A 12,480-nucleotide genomic window follows, 5' to 3' on the forward strand; every position below is an offset into this window, starting at 1 on the left:
TGATGCCTCGCATATAGTTGCTGCCATATGCAGCCAAATAATTATTTTACTATAAATTTTTTCAAAACGATAGATAATTTCAAAAATATGACTTTCCTCTCATTAATAGAAACATGCGTACATGATGTTTAATTCCCTTTTTCAATTACAAAAAAGCACCCCGTAACACCTGGTACGGGATGCTTTTTACGTATTTTGTATAATTAACTTAGTCGGGGATCTTTTAATAAACGTTCCATTTCTTCCATATGATTTGTTTCATCTGCAATCATATCCTCAAGTTTGACAACAAGCTCTGTTAATCCTAACTCTTCTGCTTGCTTCTTTCGCTCTTCGTAGCGCTGGATCGTTTCTTTTTCAGCCTTGCTCGCTTCTTTAAGCATTTCCGTCACGTTTGAGACGTGCTTCACCTCAGCTGGCTTTGTTGTTGGCTCACCGCCAAGGTTTTTAATTTTTTCTGATAAATAAAGGGCATGCCCTTGCTCATCAGGAATTTCTCCTTCAAAGAAAGGTTTTAAAATTTGATATTCTAGGCCGGTTACTGTAGACGCATAGTAAGTGTACTGAATAACCGCTGAATATTCACCCGCTAAATCGGTATTAAGTCCCTCTATTAGTTGTCTCATTTTCTCTTCCATTTGAATAAACACCCTTTCATTTACTGTTAGTAGGCATGTACCCTTTTTAACGAGTCCTAAACCATAATAAGGTGATATTCTGCTCCCTTTTTAAAAATAGGGAATTTACTGACTGGAACGAAAATGTTTGATTTCTATGTTCTTAAAGAAAGACGTTCCTCCTTGGGAAAAAAGCGTAATTCCTTGATCATTGTGACGAGGAAACACCTCGCTAGAATGTACGGTTTTTCCATCATCAATAAAGACTTCAATACTTGTTTTATCTACCAATATCTTCAAATGAACATTTTTCTTGCCTGCATCAAAGTAATCGCGGCTTTCCACATATTTTTTGCTTTGATCAGGCTGATTACTATAGCTTCTATTCACATATGAGACGTTATCTTTTGCAAAAACCCCGACATCAATGTGCCGCTTTTGATCTTCGGACTCTCGCAGTCGTAAGCCTACATTCTCTGCGTCCGACCACGAAATATCTGTATCAAGCTGATAAGCTTCGCCTTTTATTTTTAACTTTTTCTCTCCGTTTACTTCTACTTGCTTGAGAGAATTTGTTGAATTAGTTAGCTGATTTAATTCCTCAACAGGCTTTGATAACAGACTGTACTGATCGTCGTCTTGTTTTGAAAGCGTAATTTCACGGGTTACTGAATCGAATCCGTTAAACCCATCTTTCATCGTTGGTGTCTTATCTGGATAATCCCAGTTGTTCATCCATGCAAAAGCGTAGCGTTTTTCTAAAGAATCCTCATTTTTACCGTCTTTAAACGTGACTGCTCCGTACCAATCAAAACCATGATCTAGCCATTGTGGCTCATCCATATCGGGAGTGAATGTTGTTCCATCGTAATTTCCTGTCCAATAAGCATAGGTGTTTGGCTTTCCGCTTTCTTTTCCATTTGCACTTGTCCCGAGAACCCACTTAACTGTCCCGTCATCCGCCTTCATTTGGAAAAGATCTGGACATTCTGTAATGCCAATATCTTTAGTGACAAATCCTCCCGTATACGTCCAATCCTTTAGATTAGAAGATTCATAAAATCCGATTTTTTCACCTTCTGACATGACGAGAACCCACTTATCGTGTTCATTATCCCATATGACTTTGGGATCTCGAAAATCTTTGGTGCCTGGATTAGGCATGATAGGATTTTTGCTATATGATTTAAAGGTTTTTCCTCTATCGGTGCTATACCATAAATACTGTTCTTGCTTTTGTCCATCAGCAGAAGGCTGGGTCATAATCGCTACAATTGCGCCTTTACCAAAACCTGCTGTGTTCTCTTTATCTTCTACAACGGATCCGGACCATATATCGCCATTTTTATTTGTATACTTTGGAATAGCTACTCCTTTATCTTTCCAATGAACCAAATCTTTAGACGTTGCATGTCGCCATTCCGTCCCGTTCCCTTTAGGGTAATCATGATTGTATAAGTAATAGTAATGATACTCTCCGTCAAAATAAATGGGCTTTTGAGGATCATTTTTCCATTTATCAGGCGTGCTAAAGTGATACACCGGGCGATAAGTGGATTCACTTTTATTTCCTTTTTCTTTTCCTTGATCTTTTGTATCCTCTTTTTTGGATACGCCTGCTATAATGAGTCCGGCTATTACAACTAAAAGAACGGCAAGCGTTATCCATTTATAAGCACCTTTTTTCTTCAAACAAACCCCGCCTTTCTCTTTTTTGTCTACATCGAATAAAACAAAAGAAAATGGTGATTACAATCACCATTTTCTTTTGTTGCTATTGCAAAGGGCTTAGTCTTCATCCACTGTTAACTGACCTTGTTCAAGAACGCTATCTTTTACAACAGATGTTTTTGAACCGTCAATATTTACTAAGAAGCTTGGTGCAAATGTAGAGTGGTTGTCTTCATAAAAGCCTCTGTTTGTCATGTAGCTTGTAATAACAACATTATTACCTTTTGTTTGCGGTACGGCAAAGTGAGAATACGTAAATGTTTTATCATTAGGATCTAAATCCATATGAAGAACTAATCCCGTATCATTTAAAGGCTTATATTTTCCTGTTAACGTATTTGAAACATAGCCTAGCATATACACATCATCTTGTCCGATTCCATCAATCGTCATTTTAGATCCGCGAGAATCAGTGAACAAGTACCATTTTCCATCTTTTTTGAAAATGTTTGCACGTTCAATTTCGTCTGTAACTGTATTTGATGTGATAAGCGGCTTCATTACTTTTTTGAGCGTATAGTCATCATTTAACTCAATAATGCCCAAAGCCCCGTTTGCTAAAGAAGCTTTTTCTTTATTAGATCCTTCAAGAAGCTTTTTCTTTTCAGATTGGAAGAAAGGATTGTTTCCTCCGTAGTATGCTCTGTTATATAGAGAGTCTTCGCCTTGATAGCCATCTTCTGTTCCAGTGTTAGCTTCGAAAACAAGGTACTTATGTCCATTGTCTTCTATGTAATGAGGATCTCTTAGCGTATGGTTATCCCCTGTGTCATAACCGCCTTCATCAATAAACTGCTGAACCGTTTGATAAATCTTTCCGTCACCATCAAAGATTGACTTGTAATCTTCTACTCCGTCAACTTTTAACGTATTATCGTTTGGCTGAGACATGTTCACTTGAGCTGTCGTTAACGTTTGTTTTCCGTATTGTTTACCTGAATAATCCGTGTAGAATAAACGAACTTTACCATCTTTCGTTAATGTGGCAGAACCAGACCATTCTTGTGTTTGATTTTTAAGATGCGGGTCATTCGGAACGAATTTATCGCTGTCTTTAAACACTCTTCCAGCGTTTTTCCAGCTGTCAATCGATTTGTCTCCAGCTTTTTTATAGAAAAGATAAACAGACGTGTCATTCGAATCTTTTGGATCACCTGCTAGGGCAAACACAATTTGATATCCATGATAAGTCGCCACTGTTCCGTCAGCATTTTGTAATGGCCAGCTGTCCCATACATCTAAGTCAATTGTATTTCCCGATGCATCTTTTCCCTTAGCAGAAGCAATGTTTTTAATAGTTGATTCGTCAAAAGCAGGAACTTTAAACTGATCACTGTTTTGCTGCTGTGGAATTTTCACCATATTATCGCGAGTAATATGCGAAATTCCGTAGCTGTTATTAAAGTCTTTACTGTCGTTTCCTTTAGCAAATGTTTGGTATCCCCCGCCTACTAGTAGGGCTGCAGCCAATGTAGCAGCAGTTGTATGCTTAGCAACTCGTTTCATTTTCATATGTTTTCTCCTTTTGGGTTAGTAAAGAATATAAATTTATTAATTCAATTAGCTATTAAAAATCCGAAAACAGAACCGGTTCCGTTCAACCAAAAGATTACTTGGATAAATGACGAAAGTCAAACGTGCCAAATGTAGCTATTTCTCATTTTCATCTTTTTCATTGAGCTGTAACTAGGACCAAAGTTTACGTGCAAGAGACTTTTTATGTAACCGTTTTTCAAAAAAAGGGTACGACTTTTTTTACATTCCAAACTACGTTTTCCAGCCGTTGCGTTTTATACTCTTTACACGATTAAATACTCTATCTTTCTAGCATTGAAAGCGCTATTCCTTTTTTTATGCTTTCCAATCATTTTGTTTTCATCAATATCTTGAAAAATCAGTACTCTTTTTTATTATTCGGACATGAAAACGTTCTATTCTTTTTCCTTTCTGGAGATTAGGATGATGCTAATAAAGGTCTAAAGTATGTTTTCCGAAAAAAATATTCCTTCTTTTTACCTACTTATTTTTATCTTTTTTAATGCATCATACGCCATCCCTTCTTGTAAAAGAGGGAGCGTATGATGCATCTTTTTAATATTAAGAGTCTAAGCCAGTTGCTTTTCCTTCACGGCTGGAATCAGCTGCTCCAAATAAACGGCCGTTTTCTTTATCAATTTGAATACCTTGAACATTTCCGATTGGGAACGGCTCATCTCCAAAATTAAACCCCATGGCTTCTAGCTCTCCTTTGGCATTCATATCCACTCCGGCTTCCCAACCGATAAGTGATCCTGTACTATTAAAAATTCTTGGTTCTTCAATCGCTTCTTTTATATCCATTCCATAGTCTAAGACATTCATAAGCGTTTGGAACACAGAGCCTACAATGGTTGGTCCGCCCGGAGACCCTAAAGTGAGTACAGGTTCACTGTCTTTAAAAACGATGGTTGGGCTTTTACAGCTAACCGGACGCTTTCCTGCATCCGCTTGGTTTAGCCCTCCAGGAATAGCATCAAAATCAGTAAGCTCGTTGTTGAGTAAAAATCCATGGTCTTTAACCATAATTCCTGTACCAAAAGGATGTTCCACAGTTGATGTACACGCGACAATATTGCCCCAGCGGTCAACTACCGTGAAGTGAGTTGTTTCACTAAGCTCGCGTTCAGGTTCATAAGGCTGACGCACAACGTTCACTTTTTGGCCTTTCTCATAATCCCACGGGTTGCCAAAATCAACTTTCTCATTTTTATGCTTCCAATTAATTAATTTTTGACGTTCCTTTATATATTCGTCATTTAAAAGCCCTTTTAATGGAATGTCACTGTAGGCTGGATCTCCAGAGAATGCAATTTTATCTGAAAATGCAATGCGCATAGCTTCTGCAAACAAATAATACTTTTCCCACGATTTCACGTCGTACTGAGACACATCGAAGTTCTCTAATAGCTTTAAAATTTGCAGCACCGTAGCTCCTCCTGCACTAGGCATGTTGGAAGAAGCAATTCGGTATCCTTTATAATCTCCCCACACGGGTTCATCAATCTTAATCTGGTATTCTTTCAAATCTGACAGTTCCATAAAACCGCCGTGCTCTTTTATCGTTGAAATAATGGCTTCTGCAATTTCACCTTCATAAAAAGCCTCGATACCTTTTTCTTGAAGAATGCGGAATGTTTTAGCAAGATCTTTTTTATTAATCATATCTCCTTCTTGCATAGGCTTGCCGTTTGGAGAATATAGCTGCTTAGCATGTTCTCCTAGTCGATAGGCATATGTTTTTAAAATATCTCCAAGCACCCAGTTTGTTTCCACACCCGCTTCTGCTGCTTTGGCAGCCGGTTCAATTAATTCAGCAAGGGGTTTTGTTCCATACTCTTTACGAGCTGCTTCCATCGCCTTTAAAATCCCTGGAATTCCAATTGCCGTTGCATGAGTAGAACGCTTTCTAAACGGAATAACTTCTTTATTTTCATCAAGAAACATTTCCGGATAAGCTGCTTTAGGAGCCTGAGAATGCCCGTCAAAAATTTTAGTTGTTTTGCTTTCATTGTGGTATACCATAAAAAAGCCGCTGCCTCCAATACCGGTCATCATCGGTTCTCCAACGTTGAGCCCAAACTGAACGGCAATTGCTGCATCAATTGCATTACCTCCAGCTCTTAGTACCTGTTCTCCGGCGTCGGTTGCAATTGGATGGGCACTGGCTACCATTCCTGTTTTTCCAACGGCTGTTTCTCTTCTATATGAACTCTTTCCTGAACGAGATAAACTTTTGCCATTAATCATCTTTTACGACCTCCTAGTTACTTACTTTATCTGGGATATTGGTAAAATACCCTATTGCTTTTGGGATAAAACTGTTTAAATTTGTATTGATTACTGTACCTAGACCGATATCCCTAGCGTATTTTAAGCCCTTTGAAATCTATAAAACAGAAAAAGCGCCAACCCGTTTTATTTAAAGAACAGGGTTGGCGCTTTTTGCGTTTTCTAACGTTTATACACTTTTACACTTGTACCGAAGCTACTTCATTATTTACATTCAGCAGGTTATAAAGCTCTTGAAGCCTTCCAATTTCATAGGTAGAATTCCAATTTGTATCATTCTTTTTTTCCTGAGGATTAAACCAGCACGTATCAATACCGGCTAGCTGCCCGCCTTGAATGTCTGCACTCAAAGAATCTCCAACAATCAATGTTTCATGTACGGACAGCTCTTTTATACGTGAAAAAACATAATCAAAATATTCCTTCATAGGTTTTTGAAAACCTGTATCTTCTGAAACAAATACTTCTTTAAAATAAGGATATAGACCTGAGTCCTGAAGGCGCTTATATTGTGTAGCCGATACGCCATTTGTAACAACATATAACTCATAGTGACTGCTCAGGTTTTTAATTACCTCAATAGCTCCGTCAATTAGCTGATGACCATTATTCAAATACGTTCGGTACTCTGCTTCAAGCAGCTTTCCGTCTTTCTCTATTCCATATTCTTTACATAGAGTAGAAAAGCGAGTATTTACAACTTGCTCACGACTTATTTTATTTTCTTCAAAAGCTGTCCATAACCCCTGGTTTATCAAACTATAACGTTTTTTGCTTTCATCAGTCAGCGGAATACCGTGGTTAGCAAAAAGAAGCTGTAAAGCCTGCTCTTCGGCTGCGTTAAAATCTAAAAGCGTATTATCAATGTCAAATAGAAGCGTTCTGTATGTTTTCATTCTTCTCTCTCCCCTTCAACTAATCTATTGCTTTTTCTACTCGTATATATTGTCGTTTGCTAGACAGCTCAGTTTTTCTTTATCTTTGAGAATAATAGAGCCTTTCTGTTTTTCAATAACTCCTTGCGCTACAAATTTCTGAAGAACACGATTTAAATGCCGGTAAGTCGTTCCGATTAAATTGGCTATATCTTTTAGGCTTTCTGTTTTTTGATCCATAACCAAATGCGATTCTTCACAAAAAATAGAAAGCAAGTAGCTAGCCAGCCGCACTTCAACTGGGTACATTAAATTAAAGCTGAGCGAGTTCGATTTTGCGCAAAACTTTTTTGTGAGCATTTCCAGTAAAAACGTCAGCAGCTGTGGATCATCGCTCGCATGCTGTTTTAATCGTTTGTATGGTATACCAATTACAACTAAAGGTGAAACGGCTTCAACCGTATTCATAATATCAACATCCTGTACATACTCAATATCGCCTATCACTTCAAGGGGCTGTTTAAAGGAAAGAACAAGCGTCTTGCCTTCGGGCGATATGGTATAAACTTTAACCTTGCCTTTCACCAGTATGTACAAACAATGAGACACGTCTCCTTGAGAACAAAGACGTTCTCCTGCCTCCACATCATACAGTGACAAATGCGGTAGTAAGTCTTTCTTGAAAACTGACTCTAATCTATAAGTATTTATATACTCCAGCAGCTGTTTCTCACTCGTAATTTCCCTCATGTTTTCCTCTCCATCATAACGGTTTCTTTTTATTAAATAATAACACTTCCCAAAATAAAAAGGACATATGTCCCGAATAAAATTTTAGTTTTTACGTTATGTTCATAGATCCTTTCAAAAGAAATATATACACAAAAAAGACTCTAGCTCGTTGGCTTAGAGTCTTTTTTTGCTAAACGCTCTTTTTATTTCTCCCGTATCCAACGTAAATAAAGACGCCAATCAGCATCCAGCCGATTGAGTACATCCACGTTACCATTGATAAGTTAAACATAAGAAAGATACAGCAAAGAATAGCAAGAATTGGAATGAACGGTACAAAAGGTACTTTGAAACCGCGCTTTAAATTAGGCTGAGTTTTTCGCAGAGCTAAAATTGAAAATGAAACGGCAGCAAACGTAACAATCGCTAGCATATTTGCTAAATCCGCCAGCTGTTTTAAATCAACAAAACCAGCTACGATCGCGCCTAACGCCCCCACAAGCCATGTAGATATGACAGGCTCGCTATTTTTTCGGTTCACTTTCGCAAAAAGAGACGGCAATAATCCATCATGGCTCATTGACATCAGTATGCGGGGCACGACAAACAAATAAGCAAATACGACGGCCATAATACCAATAACCGCTCCGATAGATACAATGAGCGCTGCCCATTCTTGTCCTACACTATTGAGCGCATATGACAACGCATCGCCTACGTTTAGCTCTTTATAAGAAACCATTCCTGTTAATACTAATGCAATTACTACGTAAATGACTGCACAAACACTTAGTGCAATCAAAATACCTAGCGGCAAGTTTCTTTGGGGATTTTTCACTTCTTCTGCCGAAGTAGAAATGGCATCAAATCCGTTATAAGCGAAAAAGACGGAAGCTGCGCCTGCAAAGATCCCTTTCACACCAAAAGGAGTAAATGGGTGCCAGTTATTTGTATGAATAAAAAAGACGCCGACGGCTACAAATAAAAGAACAATACCTATCTTGATTAAAACCATTAAGTTATTTATTTTTTTACTTTCTTTTACCCCTCGTGTTAATAAAAACGACATGCATAGGACAATAAATACTGCCGGAAGATTAATAATACCTCCGTCACTTGGTATGGCCGTGAACGATTCAGGAAGCCTGATACCAAATTCAGTAAGCACGTTATTCACGTAAGAAGACCATCCTCCTGCTACAGACGCTAAAGACACCGTATAGCAGCCTACGATCGACCACCCTATTAAATGCGCTATAAATTTCCCTAGTGAAACATATATGTATGTATATGCGCCTCCCGAACTTGGAACAGCTGAACCAAATTCTGCATAGCACAACGCAACAAGAATACAGGCTATTGCAGAAATAATAAATGAAACGGAGACCGAGGGCCCTGCATCCCTGGCGGCAACTAGTCCTGCTATAACCAGAACTCCTGTCCCAATGGTTGCTCCTACTCCCATCAAAATAACATCAAATAACCCTAGTGTCTTAGTTGATTCTTTTGCTGCATTTTCCTCTAACAGCTTATTAACATCTTTTTTTGCAAACAGATTACTCATGATGACTAACCTCTCTTCATCTCATTACGAATGACTACTTTATAGTGGTAGATCTTTCTATATATGTAACAGTGAATTATTTTACTACATTTAATTTTCTGTGTAAAATAATTTAGTCTTTTAACTTTTTAATGATTAAAACAAAATCACTAATAATGTTTTCTATCACACCATTATGATGTACCCGAACAGACTAAAAACATGCGTTAACACCTTTCTCAAAATTAGCTTCATTCATAATTGCTTTTGTACTATACTAAAGAAAAACTTCATAGGAGCAACGTAAAAGATGAACTTATTTTATTTTCTAAAGGGGTTAGTGATCGGTTTTTCCGTTGCTGCTCCCGTCGGTCCCATTGGTATTTTATGCATCAATCGCACGTTATCTAAAGGGCGATTACACGGGTTTGTATCCGGGCTGGGAGCAGCTACAGCAGATGCTCTTTATGGATGCATCGCTGCGTTTGGCCTAACGTTCATTACAACCTTTTTATTAACCCAAAAGATTTGGCTTCAGCTGATTGGGGGATTATTTTTATGCTATTTAGGTGTACAAACTTTTCGTTCTCAACCTGCAGAGCACGCTGCTGCTGCTAAAGGAGAAGGGTTGCTTCGTTCGTATACATCCGTTCTTTTTTTAACGGTTACGAATCCAATGACAATCTTATTTTTTATTGGCGTGTTTTCTGGTGTAGGCATTAGTAAATCAGCATTTGATGTTGCTTCTGCGCTGACAATGGTTGCAGGCGTATTTTTAGGATCGGCCTGCTGGTGGCTTTCGCTCAGTTTTGCTATTAGTCTTGCCCGGTCGAAGTTTACGAATAACAGCTTGATCTGGGTAAATCGTATTTCGGGAGCGGTGGTACTGACTTTCGGGATATTTGCGTTATACAAGTTGCTATAAAAAGTCACTTGTCTCCTTTTCTGGGGACAAGTGACTTTTTTAATAGAAAAGAATAATCTTAAAAAATACCCTAAACGCTGTGTTTTCTGTATAATAGATAAATAGAAAAACAGAAAAAGTATAAAAAATGCTTGAAAACTACATACTCAATCAATAGTCTTCAAACATAATAAGGGGAAATAAAGCATGACCATTCTTCTCGTAGATGACAATCAAGTCAATCTATTTGTGATTGAAAAAATTCTAAAAGGCGCTGGCTACGATAACTGTGTGTCTCTTACGTCTGCCCATGCGCTTTTTGACTATCTTAACCTGGACGATGAGAACTCAAAAACGAATTCGGTCGATTTGATTTTACTTGATATTATGATGCCCGAAATTGATGGAATCGAAGCCTGCAGGCGAATTCAACAGGTAGAACGCTTAAAACATATTCCAATTATCTTTGTCACAGCCCTAGAAGACAGCAGCAAATTAGTAGAAGCTCTAGACGCTGGCGGAACAGATTACGTCACAAAGCCGATTAATAAAGTGGAACTGCTGGCTCGTATGCGGGTAGCCTTACGCCTTAAAGCAGAAATTGACTGGCACACGGAACATGAAAAGAAAATTCAAACTGAGTTAGATTTAGCTACGCACGTACAGCAAAACTTACTCAGCCCCCCTTTACGAGAGAAAGATATTCAAATGGAAGTTTCATATTATCCTTCTTTTAAATTAGCGGGTGATATGTACTATTGGCACAAAATTGACGAGCACCGGTACGGTATTATTCTTTTTGATATGATGGGGCACGGCATCTCTGCCTCGCTTGTTTGTATGTTTATTTCGTCTGTGCTCAGAGAAGCTATCAAGTCCCTCATAGACCCTGAGCAGGTTATTACAGAGTTGAATCGCTACATGGAATTATTGCACAGCGAAAAAGATGAAATTCCTTACTATTTCACTGCTATTTATTTAGTGATTGATACGGAAGCTAAGACAGTAGAATATGTGAATGCCGGACACCCAGAAGGTTATATGTTAGTGGATGAACATACGCTCGTTCCTCTTCAACGAGGAAGCTGCCCTGTAGGGTTTTTTGAAGAAATGGACGTTCAGAAATCTGTTGTCAGCTTTGAGAACGATGTGCAAATTTTGCTATTTACAGACGGAGCTCTTGAATCGATGGGCCCTTGCGAAAATGAATCTGCTCTTCGTCTTCAACAACTTACTGAACAAAAATGGACAAATCCGCAGGCATTTATGAATGAAATTTTCTCAGAAGAACAAAAGTTAAATCAGCCTGATGACATGTGCGTGCTTATGATTCAAGCACAAGCATAATAAAAAAGACCTCATAAATGAGGTCTTTTTTTATTGCTTTTGATAGATGCGCTCGTTCCCTGCAAACTCAATATAAGAAGCTGCTCCCTCAGCAAAGCGAAGCGTTTCTTTATCGCCAAGCCCAAGAAACCCTTTTACACACAGGCTTTCTGAAAATAAATTATACACTTGATTTTGCAGCTGAGCTGTAAAATAAATAAGGACGTTTCGGCAAATGATGACGTGAAATTCATTAAATGACTGATCCGTGACTAAATTATGCTGAGCAAAGATAATATTTTTTAACAGCGACGGATGAAAATATGCATAGTGATGATCCGTTTGATAATATTCCGAGAAGGCATTCTTTCCCCCGGCTTGAATATAATTTTTTGTATATGACTTCATTTTACGTAAAGAAAAGGCGCCTTGTTTTGCTTTTTCTAATACATCTTCGTTCATATCGGTTGCGTAAATGACCGTTTTATCCATTAACCCTTCTTCTTCTAAAAGAATCGCCATAGAAAATACCTCTTCGCCCGTTGCACAGCCAGCGTGCCAAATGCGAATTTCCGGATAATCCTTTAATACCGGAATCACTTTTGTGCGAAATGCTTTAAAAAAGCTTGGATCGCGAAACATCTCTGTTACATTTATTGAAAAATCATTTAAAAGCTGATTCATAAATTCTTCTTCGTGAATCGCTTTTTCTAACAATCGAGACACGGTTGGAATACGTTCAATTTTCATTCGATTATAGACTCGGCGACAAATAGAAGATTTAGCGTACTGTCTGAAATCGAATCCCGTTAATCGATAAATAGCCGTCAGCAGTAAATCGATCTCTAAATCTGTTTTTTTATTCATAACTAAGTCTTCACTTAAATCTAGGTGCTTCATATCCATTTATGTTTCATACCCCGC

10 protein-coding genes are annotated in these 12,480 nt (G+C 38.2%); 2 read left to right on the plus strand and 8 right to left on the minus strand.

Annotated elements, in window-relative coordinates; translation table 11 throughout:
* Positions 1-203: 203 nt before the first annotated feature.
* The 7 genes from ACRPLY_RS05710 to ACRPLY_RS05740 form a co-directional block, all read right to left on the minus strand.
* A complete protein-coding gene (locus ACRPLY_RS05710) occupies positions 204-638 on the minus strand; it encodes a ferritin-like domain-containing protein (protein WP_013056263.1) in 435 nt (144 codons plus the stop codon).
* 105 nt (positions 639-743) lie between these two features.
* The gene (locus ACRPLY_RS05715) at positions 744-2,309 is read right to left on the minus strand and encodes a glycoside hydrolase family 32 protein (protein WP_223546472.1); all 1,566 of its coding nucleotides are present in this window, start codon (positions 2,307-2,309) and stop codon (positions 744-746) included.
* 96 nt (positions 2,310-2,405) lie between these two features.
* On the minus strand, positions 2,406-3,860 hold the full coding sequence (locus ACRPLY_RS05720) for a glycoside hydrolase family 68 protein (protein ID WP_028413955.1): 1,455 nt from the start codon (positions 3,858-3,860) through the stop codon (positions 2,406-2,408).
* Positions 3,861-4,445: 585 nt separating this feature from the next.
* The gene (gene ggt, locus ACRPLY_RS05725; RefSeq protein ID WP_033578497.1) at positions 4,446-6,134 is read right to left on the minus strand and encodes a gamma-glutamyltransferase; all 1,689 of its coding nucleotides are present in this window, start codon (positions 6,132-6,134) and stop codon (positions 4,446-4,448) included.
* A gap of 221 nt (positions 6,135-6,355) precedes the next feature.
* Entirely contained in the window at positions 6,356-7,072 is a 717-nt protein-coding gene (locus ACRPLY_RS05730; RefSeq protein WP_228307643.1) for a YjjG family noncanonical pyrimidine nucleotidase, read from the minus strand.
* Between the two features lie 36 nt (positions 7,073-7,108).
* Positions 7,109-7,801 (minus strand): Crp/Fnr family transcriptional regulator, encoded by a 693-nt coding sequence (locus tag ACRPLY_RS05735; protein WP_432231653.1) that lies wholly within the window; start codon positions 7,799-7,801, stop codon positions 7,109-7,111.
* A gap of 172 nt (positions 7,802-7,973) precedes the next feature.
* Positions 7,974-9,347 (minus strand): amino acid permease, encoded by a 1,374-nt coding sequence (locus ACRPLY_RS05740; protein ID WP_432231654.1) that lies wholly within the window; start codon positions 9,345-9,347, stop codon positions 7,974-7,976.
* Positions 9,348-9,636: 289 nt separating this feature from the next.
* Between ACRPLY_RS05740 and ACRPLY_RS05745 the strand changes: the two genes are divergently transcribed.
* Complete coding sequence (locus ACRPLY_RS05745) at positions 9,637-10,251, plus strand: LysE family translocator (protein WP_028413960.1); 615 nt, start codon at positions 9,637-9,639, stop codon at positions 10,249-10,251.
* A 186-nt stretch (positions 10,252-10,437) separates the two neighbouring features.
* Positions 10,438-11,577, plus strand: coding sequence for a SpoIIE family protein phosphatase (locus ACRPLY_RS05750; protein ID WP_028413961.1), 1,140 nt, complete (start codon positions 10,438-10,440; stop codon positions 11,575-11,577).
* A gap of 30 nt (positions 11,578-11,607) precedes the next feature.
* Here the strand turns inward: ACRPLY_RS05750 and ACRPLY_RS05755 are convergent, their stop codons facing one another.
* Positions 11,608-12,462, minus strand: coding sequence for a CheR family methyltransferase (locus ACRPLY_RS05755; protein WP_028413962.1), 855 nt, complete (start codon positions 12,460-12,462; stop codon positions 11,608-11,610).
* Positions 12,463-12,480 lie beyond the last annotated feature (18 nt).

It is taken from the genome of Priestia sp. TGN 0903, from assembly GCF_050846855.1.
GTDB classification, from domain to species: Bacteria; Bacillota; Bacilli; order Bacillales; family Bacillaceae_H; genus Priestia; species Priestia zanthoxyli.

Coding starts and splice junctions, on each gene's coding strand:
- ACRPLY_RS05710 (WP_013056263.1), bottom strand. CDS start 638: ATGGAAGAGAAAATGAGACAACTAATAGAGGGACTTAATACCGATTTA.
- ACRPLY_RS05720 (WP_028413955.1), bottom strand. CDS start 3,860: ATGAAAATGAAACGAGTTGCTAAGCATACAACTGCTGCTACATTGGCT.
- ggt (WP_033578497.1), bottom strand. CDS start 6,134: ATGATTAATGGCAAAAGTTTATCTCGTTCAGGAAAGAGTTCATATAGA.
- ACRPLY_RS05730 (WP_228307643.1), bottom strand. CDS start 7,072: ATGAAAACATACAGAACGCTTCTATTTGACATTGATAATACGCTTTTA.
- ACRPLY_RS05735 (WP_432231653.1), bottom strand. CDS start 7,801: ATGAGGGAAATTACGAGTGAGAAACAGCTGCTGGAGTATATAAATACT.
- ACRPLY_RS05740 (WP_432231654.1), bottom strand. CDS start 9,347: ATGAGTAATCTGTTTGCAAAAAAAGATGTTAATAAGCTGTTAGAGGAA.
- ACRPLY_RS05745 (WP_028413960.1), top strand. CDS start 9,637: ATGAACTTATTTTATTTTCTAAAGGGGTTAGTGATCGGTTTTTCCGTT.
- ACRPLY_RS05750 (WP_028413961.1), top strand. CDS start 10,438: ATGACCATTCTTCTCGTAGATGACAATCAAGTCAATCTATTTGTGATT.
- ACRPLY_RS05755 (WP_028413962.1), bottom strand. CDS start 12,462: ATGGATATGAAGCACCTAGATTTAAGTGAAGACTTAGTTATGAATAAA.